Below are 25805 nucleotides of genomic sequence, written 5' to 3'. Positions count from 1 at the left end.
TGGGCGGGTGGTGACGAGGAGGGGTTTCGCGGCCGCCCTTGCATCGCGCGCCATTCCGTCTATAGTGCCGCGGTCCCTATTGGGGATACCTCAGAGCCATCCACGTTGAAGGTGATGAGAGTGGGGCCCCGCCGGGACCCGCTCCGTTTCTGCTTACGCAAATCCTTCCGCTGCGGATGCCGCGCCTTCGGGCTGCGCTGGGGGTGCGTTTCAGCAGGTGCAGGCATAGCAGCGGCTGCGGGTCCGGGTCCCCTGGGACTTCAGGCCCTCATGGCCGAGGAAAACGTCCCGGAGGGACATGAGCGATCCGATCGAAACCGCGGCCGCACAGGCCGCTGGGTCCAATGCCGCCGACGAGCCCCGTCTCATCACCGAGACCGGGGTCGCCGCCCGCATTGCCGCTTTGGTCGAGCCGGTCCTTGCGGATCTCGGCTATCGTCTGGTGCGCGTGAAGGTGTCGAGCCGCGATGGCGGCACCCTGCAGATCATGGCCGAGCGCCCCGACGGCACCATGTCCATCGACGATTGCGAGACGGCGTCCCGCGCCTTGTCCCCGGTGCTGGACGTCGAGGATCCCATCGCCAGTGCCTATCGGCTGGAAATGTCCTCCGCGGGCATCGACCGTCCCCTGGTGCGCCTCTCCGATTTCGTCCGCTGGGCGGGACATGAGGTGCGGGTGGACATGGCGGTCCCGGTTTCGGGCCGCAAGCGGTTCCGTGGCGTTCTCGTGGGCGCGACGGGCGGCGAAGCCCAGGTGAAGCGCCTGGATGCGCCCGCGAACGAGGACCCGCTGGTGAGCCTGCCGGTGCGCGACATCGGCGAGGCGAAGCTGGTGCTCACCGACGCCCTCATCACCGAGGCGCTGCGCCATGCCAAGGCCGTGCTGCGCGACCTGGGCGAGGACGAGGATCCGGACGCGGACGATGCCGGGCCGGACGAAGAGAAGGCGGCGCGCGACGCCGCCAATGCGGAGCGCGCCGGGCGCAAGAAGGCGGCCGAGAAGCGGGCGGCCCGCACCGACCGTGCCGCCCGCAAGGCGGCGCAGGCCGAGAAGGCCATGCGCAAGCCCCACAAGGTGGTGCGCACCGCCGCCGAGGACGCCGATCTCGAAACGATCAAACGAGCCGGGCGCGTCCCGGGCAAAGCGAAGGAGACGCACTGATGGTTGCCGTCAGCGCAAACCGGCTGGAACTGCTGCAGATCGCTGACGCGGTCGCGCGTGAGAAGACCATCGATCGCAGCATCGTCATCGCCGCCATGGAGGATGCCATCGCCAAGGCCGCGCGCTCGCGCTACGGCCAGGAGACGGACATTCACGCGGAGATCAATCCGCGCACCGGCGAGCTGCGTCTCGCCCGCCACCTGCTGGTGGTGGAAGAGGTGGAGAATTTCGCCACCGAGATCACGCTGGACGGCGCCCGTCGCCACAATCCGGCGGCGCAGGTGGGCGACATCATCGCCGATACCCTGCCGCCCTTCGATTTCGGCCGCATCGCCGCCCAGTCGGCCAAGCAGGTCATCGTGCAGAAGGTGCGCGAGGCCGAGCGCGACCGTCAGTATGACGAGTACAAGGACCGCATCGGCGAGATCATCAACGGCGCCGTGAAGCGCGTCGAATACGGCAACGTGGTGGTCGATCTCGGCCGGGGCGAGGCGATCCTGCGCCGCGACGAACTGCTCCCGCGCGAGACCGTGAAGGTGGGCGACCGCGTCCGCGCCTATATCTATGACGTGCGCCGCGAGCCGCGCGGCCCGCAGATCTTCCTGTCGCGCACCCATCCCCAGTTCATGTCCAAGCTCTTCTTCCAGGAAGTGCCCGAGATCTATGACGGCATCGTCGAGATCAAGGCGGTGGCCCGTGACCCCGGCTCGCGCGCCAAGATCGCGGTCATCTCCCGCGACCAGTCCGTGGACCCGGTGGGCGCCTGCGTCGGCATGCGCGGCTCGCGCGTGCAGGCCGTGGTGAACGAGCTGCAGGGCGAGAAGATCGACATCATCCCCTGGAATCCCGATATCGCCACCTTCATCGTCAACGCCCTTGCCCCCGCCGAGGTGGTGAAGGTGGTGCTCGACGAGGATCGCGAGCGCATCGAAGTGGTGGTGCCCGACGCGCAGCTGTCGCTGGCCATCGGCCGTCGCGGCCAGAATGTGCGCCTTGCCTCCCAGCTCACCGGCTGGGACATCGACATCATGACCGAGCAGGAGGAGAGCGAGCGGCGCCAGAAGGAGTTCGCCGAGCGCACCGCCATGTTCGCCGAGGCCCTCGACCTGGACGAGATGATGGGCCAGCTGCTCACCTCCGAGGGCTTCAGCTCCGTGGAGGAGATCGCCTACGTCCCGCTGTCCGAGCTGGCCTCCATCGAGGGCTTTGACGAGGAGACCGCCGGCGAGCTTCAGGCCCGCGCCCTCAAGCACCTGGCCGATGTCGAGGAAGCCCTCGACAACGAGCGCAAGGAGCTGGGTGTCGAGGACGACCTGAAGGACGTGCCCGGCGTCACCTCCAAGATGCTGGTGGCGTTCGGCAAGAACGACATCAAGAGCGTCGAGGACCTCGCAGGCTGCGCCACCGACGACCTCGTGGGCTGGGCCGAGCGCAAGGATGGCGAGACGGTTCGCTATTCCGGCGCCCTGGAAGGCTTCGAGATCGATCGCGAGGGTGCCGAGCAGCTCATCATGCAGGCGCGCGTCGCCGCCGGCTGGATCACGCAGGACGACCTCTCCCCGGCTGATGCCGAGGACGAGGGCGAGCCTGTTGACGATCCGTCCTGAGAGCCCAGGGAGATGACCCGGCGTGCTTTCGGAGCTGAACGAGGAAGAGACCGATGCGGGACCCCGCGGACTGACGTCCGCGCGGGCGCCGCTGGCGCGTCTGTGCCTCGCTACACGCGAGGTCACGCCGGTTGAGGAGATGATCCGGTACGTGGTGGCGCCCGACGGCGCCATCGTGCCGGATCTCGCCCGGAACCTTCCCGGGCGAGGCGCATGGGTCACCGCGACCCGCGCAGCGCTTGAAACGGCCCTGAAGCGGCGCGCATTCGGTCGCGCCTTCCGGGGCAAGGGCCAGTCGTCGGAAGGCTTGCCGGACCTCGTGGAGGCCCGGCTTCTGGCGGATGCCCGCGCCGCTCTCTCTCTCGCCAACAAGGCGGGCCGGGTGGTGACGGGTACAGTGAAGGTGGAGGTGGCCCTCCAGTCCGAAACGGTGGGAGTGCTGGTGCACGCCGCCGATGCGCGTCCCGATGGGGTGCGCAAGCTCGACGGGGCCGCCCGTCGCGCCGCCACTGCCGATCCGCAGGCCGAAGACTCGGTTCGGATGGTGGCTGTCGTCGACTGTCTTACAGGTGTCGAATTGGACTTGGCGCTTGGACGGTCAAATGTGGTACACGCTGCCCTGCTCGCGCATCCGACGACCGCAGGATTTCTCGCGCGCTGCCGAAGGCTGGAGCGCTGGCGGACTGGATTGTCCGACGGCTCCCGGCAACCGGCAGGCTCGCGCGGCGTACGGATGGCAGGAACGGAAACGGAATGAACGACACGAAGACCCCCGGCGACAAGACGCTCCACCCCACTCCCGGCAAGACGCTCACCCTGAAGCGCCCGGTGGAGCAGGGAACGGTTCGCCAGAGCTTCAGCCATGGCCGCTCGAAGGCGGTCGTGGTGGAGAAGGTGAAGCGGCGCGTGTTCGCGCCGGGCGAAACTGCGCCGGCGACCCCGACCCCGACCCCGGCTGCGCCCGCCGCACCGGCGGCAGCTCGTCCCGCTGCCCCGGCTGCTGCACCCGTCGCGCCCCGTCCTGCCGCGCCCGCTCCGTCCGCTCCGGTGGAGGCCAAGGCGCCTGCCGCGCCTGCTCCTGCCACCCCCGTTCCCGCTGCGCCTGTCGCCGAGCCCGCTCCGGCTCCGGCGCCCGTTGCTGAGGCTCCGGTGACGCCCGCTGCTGCGCCGACCCCGGCTGCGCCCGTGGCCGCCGAGGCCAAGGCGCCTGTCGAAGTGGCCGCGCCGTCGGCTGAACCCGCCGCTCCGGCGCCCGCCGCGCCGCAGGCCCCCGTGGCCGCCGCTCCCGTTGCCAAGGCGCCCGTCGCTGAAGCGCCCCGCGCGGCTGCGCCCGTCCGTTCGTCCGAGGCCCGTCCGGCGTCCGCGCCGTCGCGCTCCGGTGCGGCTCCGGCCGCCGGTGGTGCCCGCCCGTCCGGCAATGCGCCCCAGCGTGGTGGCGCAGCGCCGTCCCGCAGCGGCTCCGGCTCCGGCTCCGGTTCCGGCGCCCCGCGCGCCGGCCAGGGGTCCGGTCGTGACCAGGATCGTCGCGGCGGTGGCGGTGGTGCGCCGGGTCGTCCCGGCAGCAATCGTCCCTCCGGCTCCGGCGTCGTGCTGCGCACGCTGACCGAGGAGGAGCGCGTCGCTCGCGCCAGTGCTCTCGCCGATGCGCGGGTGCGCGAGGTGGAAGAGCGCCGCATGGCCGAGGAGCGCCGCGTCGCGGAGGAGGAAGCCCGCCGCCGCGCCGAGCGTGAGCGTGGCGAGCGCGCCGAGCGCGAGGCTGCCGAGGCCCGCAAGCGCGAGGAAGAAAGCCGCCGCGCCCAGGAAGACGAGAGCAAGCGTCGGGCCGAGCAGGAAGCGCGCAAGCGCTTCGGCGGCGAGGACCAGTCCGCCCGTCCGGGAACCGGCGCGACCTCGGCGCGTCCGCTGACGCCCCGCCCCGCCGGTGCGGCCCCCGCGGCCGGTGGCCAGGAGGACGACGAGCGTCGTACCGTGCGCCGCAGCCCCCTCCCGCCGCGCCCGGCGGCTCCCGTCAAGCTTCCCAAGGCGCCCGGCGCCGGCGAGAAGAGCCGCGGCCGCCTGACGCTGACCAACGCGCTGTCCACCGACGAGGAGCGCCAGCGCTCCGTGGCGTCGTTCCGGCGCCGTACCCAGCGCATGACCGGCCATCGCTCGCAGGAGACCAAGGAAAAGGTCCTGCGCGAGGTCGTTCTGCCTGAGACGATCACCATCCAGGAACTCGCCAACCGCATGTCGGAGCGGGGCGTGGATGTGATCCGCCTGCTCATGAAGCAGGGCCAGATGCTGAAGATCACCGACGTGATCGACGCGGACACGGCGCAGATCATCGCCGAGGAGTTCGGCCACACGGTGCGCCGCGTGTCGGAATCCGACGTGGAAGAGGGCCTGTTCGACACGGCCGACGCGCCGGAGATGCTGCAGCCGCGCCCCTCGGTCGTGACCATCATGGGCCACGTCGATCACGGCAAGACCTCGCTGCTCGACGCCATCCGCAAGGCCAATGTGGTGTCCGGCGAAGCGGGTGGCATCACCCAGCATATCGGCGCCTATCAGGTGACCTCGCCGTCCGGCAGCAAGATCACCTTCATCGACACGCCCGGCCACGCCGCCTTCACCGCCATGCGCGCCCGCGGCGCCAAGGTGACGGACATCGTGGTTCTGGTTGTGGCCGCCGATGACGGCGTGATGCCCCAGACGGCGGAGGCTGTCGCCCACGCCAAGGCGGCGGGCGTTCCGATCATCGTGGCCATCAACAAGATCGACAAGCCGGACGCCAAGCCCGAGCGCGTGCGCACCGAGCTGCTCCAGTACGAGATCCAGGTGGAGACCCTGGGCGGCGAGACCCTCGAAGTGGAGGTGTCCGCCACCAAGCAGATCAACCTGGACAAGCTGCTGGAAGCCATCGCGCTCCAGTCGGAACTGCTGGACCTCACCGCCAACCCCGAGCGGGCGGCGGAAGGCACGGTCATCGAGGCGAAGCTCGATCGCGGCCGGGGCCCCGTGGCCACCGTGCTGGTTCAGCGCGGCACGCTGCATATCGGCGACATCGTGGTGGCCGGTGCGGAATGGGGCCGCGTGCGCGCCCTCATCGCCGATACGGGCGACAACACCGCCACGGCGGGTCCCTCCTTCCCGGTGGAAGTGCTGGGCTTCAACGGCACCCCGGAGGCGGGCGACCGTCTCGCCGTGGTGGAGAACGAAGCCCGTGCCCGCGAGATCACCGATTACCGTCAGCGCCAGAAGCGCGAGAAGGCGGCGGCCCGGTCCGCCACCATCCGCGGCTCTCTGGAGCAGATGATGAGCCAGGTGCGGTCTTCCGGCCGCAAGGAATTCCCGCTCATCATCAAGGGCGACGTGTCGGGCTCGGTGGAAGCCATCATCGGCGCGCTGGAGAAGGTGGGCAATGACGAGGTGCAGGCCCGCATCATCCATTCCGGCGCGGGCGGCATCAATGAAAGCGACGTGACCCTGGCGGAGACCTCCGGCGCGGCCATCATCGCCTTCAACGTGCGCGCCAACAAGGAAGCCCGCGATGCCGCCGATCGGGCGGGCATCGAGATCCGCTACTACAACATCATCTACGACCTGGTGGACGACGTGAAGAAGGCCATGAGCGGCCTGCTCGCCCCCATCAATCGCGAGACGATGCTGGGCAACGCCCTCATTCTGGAGATCTTCAACGTCTCCAAGGTGGGCAAGGTGGCGGGTTGCCGTGTGACCGACGGCACGGTGGAGCGCGGCCAGCATGTCCGCCTCATCCGCGACAACGTGGTGATCCACGAAGGCAAGCTGTCCACGCTGAACCGCTTCAAGGATGCGGTGAACACCGTGGTGGCCGGCCAGGAATGCGGCATGTCCTTCGAGAATTACCAGGACATGCGCGCCGGCGACGTGATCGAGTGCTACCGCGTGGAAGTGGTGCAGCGCTCGCTCTGACCGCGCTGACCCTCGCTCCGTCGAGGCCGGGTCCATCCGGCCTCGATCCTCTCAGGCGGCGAGCCGGGCGATAGCCCGGTCCGTGCGGGAGAAGGGCTCAGGCGACCCGAGGTGGGTAACGGGTCCGGCGCGCGAGCGGCGGTCCCGGATGTCGCCGTCACAGGCGGCAAGCCCCCTCATTCCACCCCCTCTCCCCGAATAGGGCGCAGGGGAGATGATCCGTTTTCAGGGGTCGGCGGTCCAAGTCCGCCGAGCCTCATGCAAGGAGAGGCGGCGCCCGGCGCTGCCGAAACGAAAATGAGACATGAACAGAAGACCGGCGCTGGCCCCAGCCAGCGCATGCTGCGCGTGGGCGAACTGGTGCGCCATGCGCTCGCCGACATCCTCTCGCGCGGGGACCATCTGGACCCGGTGCTTGCCGGCCACATCATCACCGTCCCGGAAGTCCGCATGTCGCCGGACCTCAAGATCGCCACCTGCTACGTGATGCCGCTCGGGGGCAAGGACCTGCGGCCGGTCATCAAGGCGCTGGCCGCCAATGCCCGCATCCTGCGGGGCGAAGTGGCGCGCCGGGTGGAGCTGAAGTCCGTGCCGGAGCTGCGGTTCCGCGAGGACACCTCGTTCGGCGAGGCCCAGCATATCGATGAGCTGCTGCGTTCGCCCGCAGTGGCGCGCGACCTTCAGTCCGACAACGAAGAGAAGACCGACGAATGACGGCCATGGACCACGAGGCTCCCGCCCCTTCCGAGACTGCCGGCGAGGGCCACGAGCCGCGCGCGATGCGTGAACCCGGACACGGCCGTGAAAACGGCCGCGGGGGCCGCGAGCGCGACCAGCGCCCCCGGGCGCCCAAGCGCGACGTGGACGGCTGGGTGCTTCTGGACAAGCCCTCGGGCATGACCTCCACCCAGGCGGTGGCGGTGGTGAAGCGCCTGTTCGCCGCCAAGAAGGCGGGCCATGCCGGCACGCTCGACCCGCTGGCGTCGGGCTGCCTGCCCATCGCGCTCGGCGAGGCCACCAAGACCGTTCCCTACGTGATGGACGGGCGCAAGACCTATCGCTTCACCGTGCGCTTCGGCCAGGAGATGGACACGGACGATGCCGAGGGCCGCGTGGTGGCGGAAAGCGACGAGCGCCCCACCGACGAGGCCATCCGCGCCGCTCTGCCCGGCTTCCTGGGCGAGATCATGCAGGTGCCGCCGGCCTATTCGGCGCTGAAGATCGACGGCAACCGCGCCTATGACCTGGCCCGCGAGGGCGAGGTGGTGGAATTGCAGGCCCGCCCCATCGTGATCCATCGCATCGAGATGGTGGAGCGGCCGGACGCGGACCATGCGGTTCTGGAAGCCGAATGCGGCAAGGGCACCTATGTGCGGGCCATCGCCCGCGATCTCGGCCGCCTTCTGGGCAGCCGGGGGCATGTCTCCATGCTGCGCCGGGCCAGCGTCGGCAACTTCCTTGAGGAAGACCTGATCGGTGTGGAGGAGCTGTCGGAGCGCGCGGAGGCGGGCGACGAGGCGCTGTTCCAGGCCCTGGACGGGGTGGAAGTGGCGCTGGAGGATCTGGTGGGGCTGACCGTCTCGCCGTCCGACGCCCATCGCCTGCGCTGCGGGCAGGCCATCATCCTGCGCGGGCGGGATGCGCCGGTCATTGACGGCCATGTGGCGGTGTCCTGCCAGGGCTCGCTGTTCGCCATCGGCGATGCGTCCGGCGGCGAGGTGCGGCCCCACCGCGTCTTCAACTGGTCGCGCACCGTGCCGCGGGCGCTGAAGCGCTCGGCCTGAGGCGGGTGCCCCCTCTCGGGGCATCGTATACAAAAGTGTGATGCGCCTGCGTCCCGGATATCCGGCGCACGGCATACAATTTGCGAGGCACCCGCTTTCCCTCTTGGAGGAAGGACGCGGGATGCCTCGCAGATTATCGCTTATCGCCTCGGTCGTGTTCGGCCTTGCCCTTGGTGCAACGGCCCATGCGGAGAATGTCGTGCGCTACGGCATCTCCATGGCGGACATCCCCCAGACCACGGGCCAGCCCGATCGTGGGGCAGGTGCCTATCAATTCACCGGTTACACCCTCTACGACCCGCTGGTGGCCTGGGAAATGAACGTGGCCGACCGTCCGGGCAAGCTGGTCCCGGGCCTCGCCAGCGAATGGAAGCCGGATCCCGCCGATCCGAAGAAGTGGCTCTTCACCCTGCGGCCCGGCGTGAAGTTCCATGACGGCAGCGACTTCAATGCCGATGCGGTCATCTGGAACCTGGACAAGGTGCTGGACGACAAGTCGCCCCAGTTCGACAAGCGCCAGTCCGCCCAGGTGAAGACCCGTCTTCCCGGCGTCGCCTCCTACCGCAAGGTGGACGACATGACCGTGGAGATCACCACCAAGGACGTGGACAGCTTCTTCCCCTACCAGATGCTCTGGTTCCTGGTATCGAGCCCGGCGCAGTACGAGAAGGTGGGCAAGGACTGGGACAAGTTCGCGTCCAACCCGTCCGGCACCGGCCCGTTCAAATTCTCCAAGCTGGTCCCGCGCGAGCGCCTGGAACTGGTGCGCAACCCCGATTATTGGGACAAGAACCGCATCGCCAAGGCGGACCGCATGGTCCTGATCCCCATCCCCGAGGCGCTCACCCGCACCAATGCGCTGCTCGCCGGCCAGGTGGACCTGATCGAGACCCCCGCGCCGGACGCGGTGCCCCAGCTGAAGGCGGCGGGCGTCAAGATCGTGGAGAACGTCACCCCGCACGTGTGGAACTACCACCTGTCCGTGCTGCCGGACTCCCCGTGGCAGGACGCGAAGCTCCGCAAGGCGCTGAACCTCGCCGTGGACCGCGACGGCATCGTCGCCCTCATGAACGGCCTCGCCAAGCCCGCCAAGGGGCAGGTGGATCCCCAGAGCCCCTGGTTCGGCAAGCCCACCTTCGATCTGAAATACGATCCGGAGGCCGCGGCCAAGCTGGTGAAAGAAGCCGGCTATTCAAAAGAAAAGCCCCTGAAGGCCACCTTCATCATCGCCCAGGGCGGCACGGGCCAGATGCTGTCGCTGCCCATGAACGAATATATCCAGGCCTCCTTCAAGGAGATCGGCGTGGATGTGGACTTCAAGGTGGTGGAACTGGAGACCCTCTATACCCATTGGCGCAAGGGCGCGAAGGACCCGATGAATGCGGGCATCAGCGCCAACAACATCGCCTATGTGACCTCCGATCCGCTCTATTCGCTGATCCGCTTCTTCGATTCCCGGCAGGTGGCGCCGGTGGGCGTGAACTGGGGCTATTATTCCAACCCCAAGGTGGACGCCCTCATCGACGAGGCCAAGAAGACCTTCGACGTGAAGAAGCAGGACGAACTGATGGCCCAGGTTCACCAGCAGGTGGTGGACGACGCGGTGCTGGTGTGGGTGGTGCATGACACCAATCCCCATGCCCTCTCGCCCAAGGTGAAGGACTTCACCCAGGCCCAGCACTGGTTCCAGGACCTGACCACCATCGGCATGGCGCCGTAAGCCCTCATCGGCACGCCTCCTCCCGCCCGGCCACGGCAATCGTGCGCTCCGGGCGGGAGGGGCATCCCGGGCACGCCTTGCCCGCCCTGACTTTTCACTGGCTGAACCTGCGGATCCATGTATAGTCCGCGCCGCGTAGCCCCTTGGGCCACGCGCAGCTTCCGTTCGCCTCGACCGCGCTGGACGACATCCCGGCCCGGCCGCCGAACGGCCCGGTGGCATTCAGGCCGTAGGCCACGCCACCATAGATTTCTCTAAGACAAGGACAGTCCCGATGTCGATCACGACCGAGCGCAAGCAGACGCTCATCACGGAATATGGCGCGAAGTCCGGCGACACCGGTTCGCCCGAGGTGCAGGTGGCCATCCTCTCCGAGCGGATTTCCAACCTGACCCAGCATTTCAAGTCCCACAACAAGGACAACCATTCCCGGCGCGGCCTCCTGAAGCTGGTGTCCCAGCGCCGCAGCCTCCTCGACTATCTCAAGCGCAAGGACGAGGCCCGCTACAAGTCGCTGATCGAGCGGCTCGGCCTGCGTCGCTGAGCGAGGACGCCGGAGCGCGCCGCCCCATGGGCGGCGTGCATTCGGCGGGAGCCGACGCGGCGGGCATGGGGCTCGCCGCGGGTACGCGAAGCTAAAGGGAAGTCATGGCAGGATCGCCGGACGCAACCGTCGTGCGCAGCCCCGCTCCGGGGCGGCGAACGGGCGGTGCGTCCGGCCGTCTTGCTCATGGCTCCCCTCTTCGCTGAACGAAGAGAGATAATTCCATGTTCGATATCCATCGCGAAGAACTGGACTGGGGTGGACGCACGCTGGTCCTCGAGACGGGCAAGATCGCCCGTCAGGCGGACGGCTCGGTCCTCGCCACCTATGGCGACACCACCGTGCTCGCCACCGTCGTTTCGGCCCGTGAGCCGAAGCCCGGCCAGGATTTCTTCCCCCTGACCGTCAATTACCAGGAAAAGACCTACGCGGCCGGCCGCATCCCCGGCGGCTATTTCAAGCGCGAGGGTCGTCCGTCCGAGAAGGAGACCCTGGTCTCCCGCCTCATCGACCGTCCCATCCGCCCCCTGTTCCCGAACGGGTACAAGAACGACACCCAGGTGGTGGTGACCGTTCTCTCCCACGACCTGGAGAATGATCCGGACATCGTGGCCCTGGTGGCGTCCTCCGCCGCCCTCACCCTCTCGGGCGTGCCCTTCATGGGCCCCGTGGGCGCGGCGCGCGTCGGCTTCATCGGCGACGAATATGTGCTGAACCCCACCGTGGACGAGGTGAAGGAAAGCGCTCTCGACCTCGTGGTCGCCGGCACGGGCGACGCGGTGCTCATGGTGGAATCGGAAGCCAAGGAGCTGCCCGAAGAGATCATGCTCGGCGCGGTCATGTTCGGCCACCGCCACTTCCAGCCGGTGATCGAGGCGATCATCCGCCTCGCGGAGAAGGCCGCCAAGGAGCCGCGCGCCTTCGATCCCGCCGATCATTCCGCGCTTGAGGCCAAGATCCGCGAGATCGCCGAGAGCGACCTGCGCGCCGCCTACAAGATCCAGCAGAAGCAGGCCCGCTACGAGGCGGTCGGCGCTGCCAAGTCCAAGGTGAAGAAGTATTTCGAGGGCCTCGCCGTGGAAGGCCAGGCTGCGCCCCCGGCCCAGGTGGTGTCCGAAGTGCTGAAGGGCCTTGAGGCCAAGATCGTCCGCTGGGCGATCCTGGACGATGGCATCCGCATCGACGGCCGCGATGTGCGCACCGTGCGTCCCATCGTTTCCGAAGTGGGCATCCTGCCCCGCGCCCACGGTTCGGCGCTGTTCACCCGCGGCGAGACACAGGCCCTCGTGGTCGCTACCCTCGGCACCGGCGAGGACGAGCAGTTCATCGACAGCCTGGAAGGCACCTACAAGGAGCACTTCCTGCTGCATTACAACTTCCCCCCCTACTCGGTGGGTGAGACCGGCCGCATGGGTTCGCCCGGCCGTCGCGAGATCGGCCACGGCAAGCTCGCTTGGCGCGCCATCCACCCCATGCTGCCCGCCAAGCATGAATTCCCCTACACCCTGCGCGTGGTGTCGGAGATCACCGAGTCCAACGGCTCGTCCTCCATGGCCACCGTCTGCGGCACCTCGCTGGCGCTGATGGATGCGGGCGTTCCGCTCCGTCGTCCGGTGGCGGGCATCGCCATGGGCCTCATCCTGGAAGGCGACAAGTTCGCCGTGCTGTCCGACATTCTCGGCGACGAGGATCACCTCGGCGACATGGACTTCAAGGTGGCCGGCACGGAGCAGGGCGTGACCTCGCTCCAGATGGACATCAAGATCGCCGGTATCACCGAGGAGATCATGAAGGTCGCCCTCGACCAGGCGAAGGGTGGCCGCGCGCACATTCTCGGCGAGATGGCCAAGGCGCTGACCTCGGCTCGCGCCGAGCTGGGCGAGCACGCCCCGCGCATCGAGGTGATGAAGATCGCCGTGGACAAGATCCGCGAAGTGATCGGCTCCGGCGGCAAGGTGATCCGCGAGATCGTCGAGAAGACCGGCGCCAAGATCAACATCGAGGACGACGGCACCATCAAGATCGCCTCCGCCAATGGCGAGGCCATCAAGGCCGCCATCAACTGGATCAAGTCCATCGCTTCCGAGCCGGAAGTGGGCCAGGTCTATGAGGGCACGGTCGTGAAGGTGGTGGATTTCGGCGCCTTCGTGAACTTCTTCGGTTCCAAGGACGGCCTTGTCCACATCTCCCAGCTCGCCAAGGATCGCGTCGCGAAAAGCTCCGACGTGGTCAAGGAGGGCGACAAGGTGAAGGTGAAGCTCATGGGCTTCGACGAGCGCGGCAAGACCCGCCTCTCCATGAAGGTGGTGGACCAGGCCACCGGCGAGGACCTCGAGGCCAAGCAGAAGCCCGAGCGGGACGAGGCCGGCGCCGCCGAGTGATCGGCGCCCGACCCTGAATGCGAAAGGGCGGCCTCGCGGCCGCCCTTTCTTTTTGTCCCCGGCTTGGGGCAGGTTTCCTGATGGACGCCATGCGGCGTGCGCCGACGCCCCGCAGATCGGGGCTCCCCAATGAAAAACGGCCGGGCATGTGCCCGGCCGTTTCCGTTTCTCGCTCTGCCCGGTGCGTGGCCGGGGGAATAGGGGCGCGCCGTCAGGCGGCGCGCACCGTCTCCACGAAGGTCTGGACCTGACGGCGCAGGGACACGGCCTGCCGCGACAGGTCGGTGGCCGAGGACAGGACCTGCTGGGCGGCCGAGGCGGAGGCCTGCGCCGCCTGCTCCACCGCCGTGATGCTGCTGGTGACTTCGGTGGTTCCGGTGGCCGCCTGCTGGATGGAGCGGGCCACTTCCGAGGTGGTGGCGTTCTGCTCCTCCATGGCTGCCGCGATGGCGGTGGCGCCGGCCCGCAGCTCGCCGATGGTGCGGCTGAAGCCGGAGATGGAGGTCACCACGTCGCCGGTGGAGTCCTGGATGCCCGAGATGCGGCCGGAAATGTCGGCGGTGGCCTTGGCGGTCTGGCCCGCCAGCGCCTTCACTTCCTGCGCCACCACGGCGAAGCCGCGGCCCGCCTCGCCGGCACGGGCGGATTCGATGGTGGCATTGAGGGCCAGCAGGTTGGTCTGGCCGGCAATGGTGTCGATCAGGCTGATGATGGTGCCGATCTGGTCGGCGGACACGCGCAGCTCGCTCATCTGGCTGTTGGTGGTGTCCACCTCGCTCACCGCCTGCTCGGTCATCTGGGAGGAATGCTGGAGGCGGTCGCCGATCTCCCGCGCCGAGGCGGACAATTCCTCGATGGCGGCGGCCACCGCCTGCACGTTGGAGGTGGCGAGCTGGGCGGCGGCGGAAACCGAGGCGGCCTGGGCCGTGGTTTCCTCGGCTGTGGTGTTGAGGGTTTCCGAGGCGGCCTGCAGTTCGGTGGCGGCGGAGGCGACCATGTCCACCACGGCACCCACCGCGCTCTCGAACTGGTCGGCCAGCGCATTCATCTCCTGCTTGCGGCGCTCGGTGGCGGCGCGCTCCTCCGCGAGGCGTTCCTCGCGCTGGACCTCGGCCTGGGAGAGGCTGTCGCGGAAGAAGGCGAGGGCCCGCGCCTGGTCGCCGATCTCGTCGCGGCGGGTGGCGAAGGGGATCTCGGCGGACAAGTCGCCGCTCGAGACGCTTTCCATGGCATGGGTGATCTGGCGCACCGGCCGGGCGATGCCCACCACGGAATAGGCGGCGGAGCCGATGGCCGCGATGATGGCCACCACGGAGAAGATCAGGATCTGCAGCATGCCGCTCTGGAGGGCGGCATCGGAGCGCTCGTCCGCTTCCGCGGATTGCGCGGCGCTATCCTCGGTCACCTTGGCCAGCAGCTTCGTGGCCGCGACGGTGGAGGGCGTGCCCCTTTCCTCGACGATCTTCTTGCGCTTCTGGACCTCGGCGAGGCCCTGCTGAACCGATTGAACATAGGCCTGAAAGGCATTCTGGGCGGTGGTGACGGCGGCGCCGATCTGGCCGACATCGCCGAACTGCTCCTTCACCGTCCGGAGCGCCTTCAGCGCCCGGTCCTGCATGGCATTTATGAGGATGAGCTGCTTGCGGTCCTCTTCGAGGATGAAGGTGGCGGCGGAGAGGCTGATATTGTCCAGCATCTGCTCCAGCGGCTGGACCATCTGCATCACCTCGGGCTGGTCGAGGGGCACGAGCTGCTTGTTGAGGTTGGAGAAGCCGGTACGTGCGAGAATGTTCAGCGCCGGGCGGCTGTCCACCGAATTGAGCTGGGCCTGCTGGGACTGGTGGATCTCTTCCGCCACCGCCGCGATCTCGGTGAAGCGGGCCTTGAGCTTGCGGAACACGTCCCGGTCGTCCTCGTGGCTTTCGAGGTCGATCAGCTTGTCCAGTCCGCCCTGGGCCGTCTTCACGTCCGCCTGCACCTTGCGCAGCATGTCCTCGTTCTCGAGGTTCGCGAAGGAGAGGCGCATTTCGGTGGTGTTGAGGCGCACGCGCCCGAGGAGCAGGCCAACCTGTTCGGCCTCCTGGAGGATCAGCGCCTGACGCTCGGTCTCCGCATTGGCGGCTTCGATCTGGGTCAGGGCGGCTTGCCGGCTGACAATGACTCCGGCGGATAGAAGGATCAAAAGCCCGGACGCAATGCCCAGCTTCGCGCCGATCCCGAGACGCATGGCGTTCATGGCTTCACCTCCCTAAAAGGTTGAAACAACCTGGGCAAATGAAGGGAGCTTGCTTGTGCGAGACTTGCGCGGTCTTCGACTTTGGAAGCAGTAAAAAAAGCGATGCTTACCGGCAGTCGTGGGCTTCGATGAATTCAATCGCCCGAACAAGTGGTTGTGGCGAAATGGAGATAAAGCCGTCGAACGGCCCGCTCATTTCCAGGATCAGGAACAGCGCGCCGCCGATGGACAGGGCGCAGAGCAGGAAGCAGGCGACCACCACCCCGTTGGGCGGGGCGAACAGGCCGAAGCTGATGAAGATGAGCGCGAGCCAGACGATCAGGACCACCACGAAGATGGTGGGCACCGAGGCGGCGGCCTCCTCGCTCACGGTCCAGCGCGTGGTCAGGATGGCGCGCAGGTCGGTGAGCGCCACGCTGCGCACCTCCTGCTGCACGGTGGTGGTGGGGGCCCAGGTGCGCACGAACGTGTCGAGGTCCAGCAGAAGGTCGCTGGAGCTGGTTTCCACGCGGCGCTTGGGAAGGTTGGGCGCGTCCTTCCAGTTCTCCGCCAGGATGGCGCGCGTATAGTCCGCCAGCAGGTCCTGGGCCGGGCAGGCGTCCTTGCCCGCATGGCGCAGGTCCGCCTCCAGCGAGAGGACGTTCAGGGCATAGGTATGGACATCGCGATCGGTGGTGTCGAAATTGCCCTTCACCGATGCGGTCATCAGGCCGAGGATGAGCGAGGTCATGGCCGCGACCATGCCCACGCCCAGCTTCACCGTGTCCTGGGTGGAGGAGGAGACGTGGTGCGCCGAGAGGCGCTTGGCGATGAACATGGCGGCGAGCGCGCCGCCGAACATGCCGCCGAAGGCGATGATGGAGACGAGGGCAGGGGTCATGGGGCCATCCGCCGGGCCGCGGCGCCATGGGGCGGGTGCGCCGCCCGACTGCCGGGCGCGCCCAACATGAAGGGGAAGCGCCCGGCCATGTGGCTCACTCGGCGGCTTCGGGGGCGCTGTCGTGCGCGAGCTTGGCCTCGGCGTCTTCCTGGGCTTTGAGCACATCCGGGTGCGGCATGGAGATGATGTTGTAGCCGCTGTCCACGAAATGCACTTCGCCGGTCACGCCCATGGAGAGGTCGGACAGGAGATAGAGCGCGGAGCCGCCCACTTCCTCGATGCTCACGGTGCGCCGCAGGGGCGCGTGGCGCTTCTGGTAGTTGAACATCAGCCGTGCATCGGCAATGCCCGCCCCCGCCAGGGTGCGCACGGGACCGGCCGAGATGGCGTTCACGCGGATGCCCACCGGGCCGTAATCGGCGGCGAGATAGCGCACGCTCGCCTCCAGCGCCGCCTTGGCCACGCCCATCACATTGTAATTGGGCATCACGCGGGTGGAGCCGCCATAGGTGAGGGTGATGAGGGACCCGCCCTTGGTCATCAGCGCGGCCGCGCGCTTGGCCACTTCCGTGAAGGAGAAGCAGGAGATGACCATGGTGCGCGAGAAGTTCTCGCGGGTGGTGTCCGCATAGCGGCCCTTCAGCTCGGACTTGTCCGAGAAGGCCACCGCATGAACCAGGAAGTCGATGCTGCCCCAGCTCTCCTTGAGCTGGCTGAAGACCTCGTCCACGCTGGCGAGATTCTCCACGTCGCAATTGAGGACCTTGGTGGCGCCGATGCTGTCGGCCAGCGGCCGGACGCGCTTGGCCATGCCCTCGCCCTGATAGGTGAAGGCAAGCTCCGCCCCCTGGCCCGAAAGGGCCTTGGCGATACCCCAGGCGATGGAATGGTCGTTGGCCACGCCCATCACCAGGCCGCGCTTGCCCTTCATCAGGTCCTGCATCGCCGACTATCCTTCGTCACACGTCTTATGGGCGATAGCAGACGGCGGCGACGCGCGCCACCTTGCCCCTACCGCCCGCGCTCAACACACATTGCAGAGGCGCAACATTCGCCCGCGCGCCGAATGGGGCCCGGCTAAACCAGCCGCCCGGCCCTGTCCGATTGGTTGATCCCGCCGGCACGATCCGGGATCAGGCGTCCACGTGCTTCAGCACGAGGCACGCATTGGCGCCGCCGAAGCCGAAGCCGTTGGAGAGCACATGGCCGAGCACCGCATTGTCGATGCGCTCGCGCACGATGGGCATGTCGGCGAAGGCCGGATCGATCTCGTCGATATTGGCGCTCTTGGCGATGAACCCGTTCTGCATCATCAGAATGGAATAGATCGCCTCGTGCACGCCGGTGGCGCCCTGCGAGTGGCCGGTGAGCGACTTGGTGGCCGAGATGGGCGGGCACTTGTCGCCGAACACGGCGCGGATCGCCTCGATCTCCTTCAGGTCACCGATGGGGGTCGAGGTGGCATGCGGGTTGATATAGTCGATGGGCGCCTTGATGCCGGAAAGGGCGAGCTTCATGGCGCGCGCGGCGCCTTCGCCCGAGGGCGCGACCATGTCGGCGCCGTCCGAGGAGACGCCATAGCCGCAGATTTCGGCATAGATGCGCGCGCCGCGCGCCTTGGCCATCTCAAGCTCTTCGAGCACCAGCACGCCGGCGCCGCCGGAAATCACGAAGCCGTCCCGGTCCTTGTCATAGGCGCGGGACGCGACGGCCGGGCGGTCGTTATAGGTGGAGGACATGGCGCCCATGCCGTCGAACAGCACGGAGAGGGTCCAGTCCAGATCCTCGCAGCCGCCCGCGAACACGCGGTCCTGCTTGCCATAGACGATCTGCTCGTAGGCATTGCCGATGCAGATGTTGGTGGTCGCGCAGGCGGCCGAGATGGAATAGCTCAGCCCCTTGATCTTGAACCAGGTGGAGAGCGTGGCCGAGGCGGTGGACGCCATGGCCTTGGGCACCGCGAACGGCCCCACGCGCTTGGGGCCCTTGGTGCGGGTGATGTCCGCGGCCTCGACGATGGTCTTGGTGGACGAGCCGCCCGAGCCCATCACCAGGCCGGTGCGCTCGTTGGAGATCTCGTCGGGCTCCAGGCCCGCATCGCGGATCGCCTGTTCCATGGCCACATGGTTCCAGGCTGTGCCACCGCCGTGGAAGCGCATGGCGCGCCGGTCCACCACGTCCTCGGCCACCAGGCTCGGGGCGCCGTGCACCTGCGAGCGGAAGCCGAGCTTGGCATAGTCGTCCGCGAAGGAGATGCCGCTTTTGGCCTCACGCAGGCTGGCGAGCACTTCCTGCGTGGAATTACCGATGGACGAGACGATGCCCATCCCGGTGACGACGACGCGCCGCATGTCACCTCCTCTAAGGTGAAAAACCGAACCATGGCCGCCAAACATGGCGCCGCCTTGTCAGCGGTGTCAGCCGCCGGTGGCGGGGGCCACGTCCGCCTGGAACAGGCCGACCTTCAGGTCCTTGGCCCGATAGATAATCTCGCCATCGGCGGAGAGCCAGCCGTCCGCGACACCGAGCACCAGCTTGGAGCGCATGACGCGCTTGAAGTCCACGCCGTACACGACCTTTTGCACGTTGGGCAGCACCTGGCCGGAGAATTTCAACTCCCCGAGGCCGAGCGCACGTCCGCGACCGGGGGCGCCGAGCCAGCCCAGGAAGAAGCCCACCATCTGCCACATGGCATCAAGGCCCAGGCAGCCCGGCATGACCGGATCGCCCTTGAAGTGGCAGGGGAAGAACCAGAGGTCGGGATTCACGGCGAGTTCCGCGCGCACCATGCCCTTGCCGAATTCGCCGCCGGTCTCGGAAATCTCGGAGATGCGGTCGAACATGAGCATGGGCGGCAGCGGCAATTGCGCGTTGCCAGGACCGAACAGTTCCCCGCGCCCGCAGGCGAGAAGATCCTCATACTCGAAACTGGTGCGCCGATCCGCCATTCTCTCAGGTATCACTATGCTGCCCGTGGGGCTGAAGTTCCATTTCGGCGAAAGGACCGGCGCTGCCAAGTCACAGCTCCAGTCCGTCGCCGGACGCGGCACTCCCTAACATAGGCCTGGGCATGCTCAAAGTCATGAAAGCGTCACGGCCATCCCGGCGCTGTGAAAAAATGGCGCGGCGCGGGCGTGCGCCAAGCTCGCGCTTGAGGCAACCTGTCCCGCGCGCCGCCGGTCAATTGGCGGTGTCTCAGGCCGGCGCATGCGTCCGCCACGCTTGCGCCGCAAGTGGTTCGGTTCGTGCGCTTCTTGCAATAAATTACGAGACGGATTGACCGCGCCGGGGGATTCGCCCGGGTCGGGTCAGGCTCCAGGAGGCGAGAATGCTGAAGCAGTTCCGCGAGTTCGCGGTCAAGGGCAACGTGGTGGACCTTGCGGTCGGTGTCATTATCGGTGCCGCCTTCGGCAATATCGTGGCCTCCCTGGTGGCCGATATTTTCATGCCGCTCATCGGCGCCATCACCGGCGGGCTCGACTTCTCCAACTATTTTGTGCCGCTCTCCTCGTCGGTCACGGCGGACAATCTGGAGGATGCCAAGAAGCAGGGCGCGGTCATTGCCTACGGGCATTTCATCACGCTGGGCATCAACTTCATGATCGTGGCCGGGATCCTGTTTTTCCTCGTGCGCGCCATCAACACGCTGAAGGTGGAGGAAGCCAACAAGCCGGCTCCGCCGCCCACGCGCACCGAGGTGCTGCTGGAGGAGATTCGCAACTTGCTGGCCGCCAAGGCCGGGTCTGCGCCGCGCGGCGAGCCCTGACGGGAGAGCGGGCGGCGCGGCCTTCGCAGGAGGCGCGCCGCCGGTCTTTGGTCACCACAGCCCGGCCTCCGAGTGAGGACGGGTCGGGGCCGGGACAGGATGAAGGTCCGGGGCCGATGGCCCGGGATCAGCGGCCCGGGATCAGCGCAGGTCCGCGCCGACGGCTTCGGTGAGGCTGCGGAAGCCGTCCGCCTTCAGGCGCGCGGCGAGGTCGCGCTTGATGTCGCGCACCAGGCCCGGCCCGTGGAACACCATGGCCGAATAGACCTGAACCAGATGGGCGCCCGCCCGCACCTTGGCATAGGCGTCGGCGCCCGAGGCGACCCCGCCGCAGCCGATGAGCGGCAGCCGCCCGCCGAGCAGGCGCGCCAGCGCGCCCAGGCGCTCGGTGGAGAGCGCGAACAGCGGCCGTCCGGAGAGCCCGCCCGCCTCTTCCTTGTGGGAGCTGCGCAGCCCCGCGGGGCGCGAGATGGTGGTGTTGCCCAGGATGATCCCATCCACGCCCGTCGCCAGCGCCACGGCGCACACATCCTCAAGGGCGGCATCGTCCAAATCGGGCGCGATCTTCACCAGCAGAGGCGGTCGCTTAGCCGGCTCCGGGACGGCGGCGTTCCGCGCGGCAATGGCCCGTGCCACCAGATCCTGCATGGCGGCGCGCGCCTGCAGCGCCCGCAGGCCCGGCGTGTTGGGCGAGGAGAGGTTGCAGACCAGATAGTCGGCATGGGGCGCGGTGGCGGTGATACCAGCCACATAATCCTCGGCCGCATCCTCGGTGAGCTTGTTCTTGCCGAGATTGGCCCCGACGATCCCGCGCCGGGTGCGCTTGGACAGGCGCGCCACGAACGGCTCCAGCCCCTGGGAATTGAAGCCGAACCGGTTGATGACCGCCTCGTCCTCGTCCAGCCGGAACAAACGCGGCTTGGGATTGCCGGGCTGGGCGCGCGGCGTCACGGAGCCCGCCTCCACGAAGCCGAAGCCCAGCAAGAGCAGCGCGTCCACCGCCTCCGCATGCTTGTCGAAGCCGGCCGCCAGCCCGATGGGGTTGGGGAAGTCGCGCCCCCACAGGGATGTGCGCAGCACCGGGTCGTCCGGCTCGCTGAAACCGGGGACAATCCCCGCCTTCAGGGCGGAGATGGCCAGCCCGTGGGCGGTCTCCGGGGAGATGAAGCTGAGCGCCGGTCGCGCGAGGGCGTAGAAGTCCATCGTCTCTCGATTACTCCTTCATGCCGCCGGCCCCGCCATGGGCCTTGGACCAGGCGTGGGGATCGTTGAGGAAGGCCTCGATCTGGTCCACCTGCTGGGTGGAGAAGCGGTTCATGGTCTTCACGGCGGCGAGGATGTCCCACCAGGTGCACAGACGGTGCAGCGTCAGCCCCGCCTCGTCCAGGATGCCCGCCGCTTCCTTGAAGATGTCGTAGTAGAAGAAGACGAAGCAGTGGGCGCATTCGGTGTCCGCATTGCGCAGGGCCTGGACGAAATTCACCTTGCTGCGCCCGTCGGTGGTCAGGTCCTCCACCAGCAGCACGCGCGAGCCGGGCTCCAGATGCCCCTCGATCTGCGCGTTGCGGCCGAAGCCCTTGGGCTTCTTCCGGATATATTGCATGGGCAGCATCATGCGGTCGGCGATCCAGGCGGCGAAGGGAATGCCCGCCGTCTCGCCGCCCGCCACGCTGTCGAACTGCTCGAAGCCGATGTCGCGATAGATGGTGGAGATGCCGAAATCCACCAGCGTCTGCCGCACGCGCGGGAAGGAGATCAGGCGCCGGCAATCCACATAGACCGGGCTCGCCCAGCCGGAGGTGAAGATGAACGGCTCACCCTCGGACAGGCGCACCGCCTCCACTTCCAGGAACATGCGCGCGCTGAGCGCGGCAATGGTGGCCTTGTCGGGAAAGGCGGTGATGTTGGTCATGGCGGGCTCCAACCCTCTTGTCGCTGTCCCTGGCGGATATATCAGAGCCCGGGCGGGGAGAAAGATGCCATTGCGCGCAGCGGGCGGCTTCTCTCACGAATCTTAAAGCCTTCCGTGGAAGGATGCGGGCCGCGAACGGCGGGGAATGTGGCGGGCCAGATGGCGGGCGAGGTGTGGCAGCTGGTGGATTCCAGCGGGATCGGCGGGATCGAGACCCATATGCGGGTGCTGACGCGGGCCTTGAACGAGGCCGGCCGTCCCGCCCGCGTGGTGCTGCTCGCGCCCCATGGCGCCAATCCCTGGCTGGACCAGCTCAAAGCCGACGCCGTGACCTTCGAGGTGCTGGACGGCCGGTTCGGAACCCTTCTCCAGCGGCTGCGGACTGAGCGCCCGGCATTGCTCCATACCCATGGCTACAAGGCGGGCATCTTCGGGCGCCTCGCCGCGCGCCTCGCGGGTGTTCCCTGCGTCTCCACCTTCCATGCGGGGGAGCGCGGGCGGTTTCCCGTCTCGCTCTATCAGTGGCTGGACCGCCTGACGTCGCGCCTTGCCACGCGGATCGCGGTGAGCGCGCCCATTGCGGCGGACCTGCCGCAGCCGGTGGAGGTGATCGCCAATTTCGTGTCGGTCCCCGATGTCCCGCCGCCGCCGCCCGTGGCACGGGCCGTCGGCTTCGTGGGGCGGTTCAGCCCGGAGAAGGGGCCGGACCTGTTCTGCGAGATCGCCCGGCGCACCCCGCCGGACGTGGCGTTCGAGATGTTCGGGGACGGTCCCCTGCGCGCCGGGCTGGAACAGGCGTTCGGCGACCGGGTGCGGTTTCACGGGCTGGTGTCGGACCCGTCAACCATCTGGCCGCGCCTCGGCCTGCTGCTCATGCCCTCCCGCGCCGAGGGACTGCCGCTGGCGGCCATCGAGGCCATGGCGGCGGGCGTGCCCGTGGCCGCCGCGCGGGTGGGCGCGCTGCCCGATGTGATCCAGGCCGGGGAGAATGGCTGGCTGTTCCCGCCGCAGGACATCGCGGCCGCATGCGCGGCGGTGGAGGCATGGCGCACGGGCACGCCCGATGAGGCAGAGCGCCGGTCGCTGGAGGCGTGGCGCACGGCCCGCGAGCGGTTCGGGACGCAGGCGCGGCTGCCGCAGATCCTCGCCCTTTACGATGCGGCCCTCGGCCGGAAACGGGGGGCCGCATGACGCCGGGGCCTGACAATCCGGACCTGCCCGCCGCCCCGGGAAATGTAGTATATCTGCCGGGAGCGGCGGGAATGCGAGGCGCCCCCTTGAGCGACATCAGCGAGCCCCGGCGGCCCCCGGCGGAAGAGAAGCGGGAGACCCACTGGCGCGACATCATCGTCGCGCTGCTCGCGGTGGGCATCGTCTTCTTTGCCTGGATGGACCGACCCGGCATCGAGATCCCGCTGGCGGCGGGGGGCGGCGCGGTGATGGTTGTGCTTGCCTTCGCCCGGCCCGCCGTGCCCTGCATGCTGTTCGTGATCTTCTCGTTCCTGCGGATTCACGAAGCCTTTCCCTTCATGGTGACCTGGCGCATTCCGCAATTGCTGGCCCAGCTCTCTTTGCTGGTGATCTTCTGGCATCTGGTGCTGGCCCGCAGCATGCGCCCCTTCTGGACGCGCGAACTGATCCTGTTCGCCTCGTTCTTCGGCGTGATCACCCTGGGGATCGCGACCTCCACCTCGTGGGAGGACAGCTATCTCCAATGGTCGGACGTGTTCGTGAAGATCGCCGTCATCGTCATCGTCCTGGCCTGGTCCACCCGCTCGGCGGGTGACTTCCAGCTCATCGCCCGCCTGCTCACGGGGTCCGGCATCGCGGTGGCCTATGTGGCGCTCTACAACCAGTATCAGGGCATCGGCCTGGTGGAGGGGACCCGCGTCACCATCGGCCGCGCCGACGGGTCGGTGCTGGGCGATCCCAATGACCTGTCCCTGGCGCTGCTGTTTCCGTTGAGCTTCGCCGGCGCCCTGCTGCTGGGCCGGGTCAATTTCTTCGACCGCATGCTGGGCCTTGCGGGCTGCATCACCATCTTCTTCGGCATCCTGGCCACCCAGAGCCGCGGCGGCCTGCTGGGGCTGGCGGCGGTCTGCGCCATCCTGGCGAGCCGCTTCATCAAGAGCCGGGCCATGCTGATCAGCATCGGCGTGGCCGCGGTCTTCCTGCTGTTCGTGGTGGCGGGCATCGGCGGGCGTTCGTCCGGCGGCGAGGGGCAAGGCATCGACGAATCCTCGCAAGGCCGTCTCAATGCCTGGGGAACCGCGTTCAACATGGCGGTCCACCGGCCTCTGACCGGGGTGGGGCTTGGCAATTTCACGGCCAATTACTGGACCTACACCGACGAATGGGATGGCAAGCCCCATGCGGTGCATTCCAGCTGGTTCCTCGTGCTGGCGGAAACCGGCTTTCCGGGCCTCGCTTTGTTCCTGACGCTGGTCGGCTCCACCGCGCTCATGAGCTGGCGATGTATAAGGATCGTCACCACCACCGAGGTTGACCCAAGGTTGCACACGGCCGCCTATGCCCTCGCGGCCGGGCTTGGTGGCTATTGCGTGTCCGGCACCTTCCTGACCCAGGGCTTCACCTGGCCGTTCTATATCATCCTCGCCCTGGCCGTGGCGCTCCACAAGGTTCTGACCGACCAGAAGCAGCGGGATACTTTCCTCTTGCAGGGGATGTCGCCGCTGGTGCGCAACAGCCTGCCCTCGGGGCCCACCTGATGGCCGAAGGGACATCCCGCGACCTGGTGGTGTTCGGGGAGGATTGGGGCGGGCATCCGTCCTCCACCCAGCATATCGTCGGCCACCTGCTCCGCCTGCACCGCGTCATGTGGGTGAATTCCATCGGCCTGCGCCGCCCGCGCCTCACCGCCCACGACATGGCCCGCGCCTGGCGCAAGCTGACGGCGGCGGCGGCCCCAGCGGCCCCCCGCGCCGCCGTGCCCCTGCCGGATGGGCTGAAAGTGGTCTCCCCCTTCGCCATTCCCTGGCCGGGCAGCCGGCTGGCCGAGCGCATCAATGGAGAGCTTCTCGGCCGCCGCCTGCGGCCCCTCCTCCAGGAGGCGGGCATGGCGCGCCCCATCCTGTGGGCCTCGCTTCCCAGCGCGGTGGCGGCGGTGGGCCGGCTCGGCGAGCGGGCGGTGGTCTATTATTGCGGCGACGATTTCGGCGCCCTGAGCGGGGTGGACCACGGCCCGGTCCTCGACATGGAGCGCCGCCTCGTGGCGCGTGCCGACCTTGTGATCGCCGCGAGCGCCGAACTGGCGAGCCGCTTCCCCGCCCACAAGACCCATCTGGTGCCGCACGGCGCGGACCTCGATCTGTTCTCCCGCCCGGTCCCGCGCGCGCCCGATCTGCCGGACGGGCCGGTGGCGGGCTTCTATGGCAGCATCTCCGATTGGCTCGACATGCCCATGCTGGCGGCAGCGGCGCGGTCTTTGCCGGACTGGCGCTTCGTCTTCGTGGGGCCGGTGCGCACCGATATCTCGGCCCTGGAGGCCCTGCCCAACGTTACCTTCCTCGGCCCGCGCCCCCATGGGGCGCTGCCCTCCTATGTGCAGCACTGGACGGTGTCGCTCATCCCGTTCCTGGACACGCCGCAGATCCGCGCCTGCAATCCCTTGAAGCTGCGCGAATATCTTGCCAGCGGCACGCCCGTCGCCGCGACCCGCTTCCCGGCATTGACGCCGTATGAGGGGTTGGTTTCGGCCATCGATCCGGGCGGCGATCTGGCGCCGGCCATCCGCGCCGCGCAGCAGGCGAGGGATCCTGCCTTGCGCTGCGCCGCCGTGGCGCAGGAGGGCTGGGATCGCCGGGCGGCGGCGGTGGAGGCGTTGCTGGCGGGCCTGTGAGGCGCGGACGCCTTATGCCAA

General features: G+C 68.1%; 20 protein-coding genes. 13 read left to right on the top strand and 7 right to left on the bottom strand.

The window, feature by feature from the left end:
* Nucleotides 1-298: 298 nt before the first annotated feature.
* The 9 genes from rimP (at nt 299) to pnp (ending at nt 13131) form a co-directional block, all read left to right on the top strand.
* Complete coding sequence (rimP, locus tag EJJ38_RS03945) at nt 299-1162, top strand: ribosome maturation factor RimP (protein ID WP_127088816.1); 864 nt, start codon at nt 299-301, stop codon at nt 1160-1162.
* The gene (nusA, locus tag EJJ38_RS03940; protein WP_127088815.1) at nt 1162-2769 is read left to right on the top strand and encodes a transcription termination factor NusA; all 1608 of its coding nucleotides are present in this window, start codon (nt 1162-1164) and stop codon (nt 2767-2769) included. Before rimP ends, nusA begins: the two co-directional genes overlap by 1 nt.
* 22 nt (nt 2770-2791) lie before the next feature.
* Nucleotides 2792-3526, top strand: coding sequence for an RNA-binding protein (locus EJJ38_RS03935; RefSeq protein ID WP_127088814.1), 735 nt, complete (start codon nt 2792-2794; stop codon nt 3524-3526).
* The gene (gene infB, locus EJJ38_RS03930) at nt 3523-6702 is read left to right on the top strand and encodes a translation initiation factor IF-2 (RefSeq protein WP_127088813.1); all 3180 of its coding nucleotides are present in this window, start codon (nt 3523-3525) and stop codon (nt 6700-6702) included. The genes EJJ38_RS03935 and infB overlap by 4 nt, the downstream gene beginning before the upstream one ends.
* 297 nt (nt 6703-6999) lie before the next feature.
* The gene (gene rbfA, locus EJJ38_RS03925) at nt 7000-7416 is read left to right on the top strand and encodes a 30S ribosome-binding factor RbfA (protein WP_127088812.1); all 417 of its coding nucleotides are present in this window, start codon (nt 7000-7002) and stop codon (nt 7414-7416) included.
* A 65-nt stretch (nt 7417-7481) separates the two neighbouring features.
* Entirely contained in the window at nt 7482-8486 is a 1005-nt protein-coding gene (gene truB, locus EJJ38_RS03920) for a tRNA pseudouridine(55) synthase TruB (protein ID WP_245454097.1), read from the top strand.
* A gap of 121 nt (nt 8487-8607) precedes the next feature.
* Nucleotides 8608-10206: an ABC transporter substrate-binding protein gene (locus EJJ38_RS03915; RefSeq protein ID WP_127088810.1), complete on the top strand. Its 1599-nt coding sequence runs from the start codon at nt 8608-8610 to the stop codon at nt 10204-10206.
* A gap of 274 nt (nt 10207-10480) precedes the next feature.
* Entirely contained in the window at nt 10481-10750 is a 270-nt protein-coding gene (rpsO, locus tag EJJ38_RS03910; protein WP_127088809.1) for a 30S ribosomal protein S15, read from the top strand.
* 224 nt (nt 10751-10974) lie between these two features.
* Complete coding sequence (gene pnp, locus EJJ38_RS03905) at nt 10975-13131, top strand: polyribonucleotide nucleotidyltransferase (RefSeq protein WP_127088808.1); 2157 nt, start codon at nt 10975-10977, stop codon at nt 13129-13131.
* A 211-nt stretch (nt 13132-13342) separates the two neighbouring features.
* On the opposite strand, the gene EJJ38_RS03900 is transcribed toward pnp, so the two are convergent.
* The 5 genes from EJJ38_RS03900 to fabA all read right to left on the bottom strand — a co-directional run bounded on the left by EJJ38_RS03900 (nt 13343) and on the right by fabA (nt 19195).
* Nucleotides 13343-15367 (bottom strand): methyl-accepting chemotaxis protein, encoded by a 2025-nt coding sequence (locus tag EJJ38_RS03900; RefSeq protein WP_245454096.1) that lies wholly within the window; start codon nt 15365-15367, stop codon nt 13343-13345.
* 106 nt (nt 15368-15473) lie between these two features.
* A complete protein-coding gene (locus EJJ38_RS03895; protein ID WP_164738396.1) occupies nt 15474-16247 on the bottom strand; it encodes a bestrophin-like domain in 774 nt (257 codons plus the stop codon).
* Nucleotides 16248-16341: 94 nt separating this feature from the next.
* Entirely contained in the window at nt 16342-17190 is an 849-nt protein-coding gene (gene fabI / locus EJJ38_RS03890; protein WP_127088806.1) for an enoyl-ACP reductase FabI, read from the bottom strand.
* 190 nt (nt 17191-17380) lie between these two features.
* Nucleotides 17381-18598, bottom strand: a complete 1218-nt coding sequence (gene fabB / locus EJJ38_RS03885) for a beta-ketoacyl-ACP synthase I (protein WP_127088805.1) — start codon at nt 18596-18598, stop codon at nt 17381-17383.
* Nucleotides 18599-18664: 66 nt separating this feature from the next.
* Nucleotides 18665-19195 (bottom strand): 3-hydroxyacyl-[acyl-carrier-protein] dehydratase FabA, encoded by a 531-nt coding sequence (gene fabA / locus EJJ38_RS03880; RefSeq protein ID WP_127088804.1) that lies wholly within the window; start codon nt 19193-19195, stop codon nt 18665-18667.
* 380 nt (nt 19196-19575) lie between these two features.
* On the opposite strand from fabA, the gene mscL reads away from it, so the two are divergent.
* Nucleotides 19576-20013, top strand: a complete 438-nt coding sequence (gene mscL, locus EJJ38_RS03875; RefSeq protein WP_127088803.1) for a large conductance mechanosensitive channel protein MscL — start codon at nt 19576-19578, stop codon at nt 20011-20013.
* A 141-nt stretch (nt 20014-20154) separates the two neighbouring features.
* Here mscL and EJJ38_RS03870 read toward each other — a convergent pair whose 3' ends face one another.
* Nucleotides 20155-21216: a quinone-dependent dihydroorotate dehydrogenase gene (locus tag EJJ38_RS03870; RefSeq protein WP_127088802.1), complete on the bottom strand. Its 1062-nt coding sequence runs from the start codon at nt 21214-21216 to the stop codon at nt 20155-20157.
* A gap of 10 nt (nt 21217-21226) precedes the next feature.
* A complete protein-coding gene (locus tag EJJ38_RS03865) occupies nt 21227-21925 on the bottom strand; it encodes an orotate phosphoribosyltransferase (RefSeq protein ID WP_127088801.1) in 699 nt (232 codons plus the stop codon).
* Between the two features lie 147 nt (nt 21926-22072).
* Here EJJ38_RS03865 and EJJ38_RS03860 point away from each other — a divergent pair, with 147 nt between their 5' ends.
* The 3 genes from EJJ38_RS03860 to EJJ38_RS03850 all read left to right on the top strand — a co-directional run bounded on the left by EJJ38_RS03860 (nt 22073) and on the right by EJJ38_RS03850 (nt 25784).
* Nucleotides 22073-23116, top strand: a complete 1044-nt coding sequence (locus tag EJJ38_RS03860; RefSeq protein WP_127088800.1) for a glycosyltransferase family 4 protein — start codon at nt 22073-22075, stop codon at nt 23114-23116.
* A gap of 86 nt (nt 23117-23202) precedes the next feature.
* Nucleotides 23203-24654 carry an O-antigen ligase family protein gene (locus tag EJJ38_RS03855; RefSeq protein WP_164738395.1) on the top strand — a complete coding sequence of 484 codons (1452 nt, stop codon included), beginning with the start codon at nt 23203-23205 and terminating at the stop codon, nt 24652-24654.
* Nucleotides 24654-25784 (top strand): glycosyltransferase, encoded by a 1131-nt coding sequence (locus EJJ38_RS03850; protein WP_127088798.1) that lies wholly within the window; start codon nt 24654-24656, stop codon nt 25782-25784. Before EJJ38_RS03855 ends, EJJ38_RS03850 begins: the two co-directional genes overlap by 1 nt.
* The last annotated feature ends 21 nt before the right edge of the window (nt 25785-25805 follow it).

Origin of the sequence: Aquabacter cavernae, assembly GCF_003993795.1 — a bacterium.
Lineage (GTDB): Bacteria > Pseudomonadota > Alphaproteobacteria > Rhizobiales > Xanthobacteraceae > Aquabacter > Aquabacter cavernae.
This window is presented reverse-complemented; position numbering and strand designations above follow the sequence as displayed.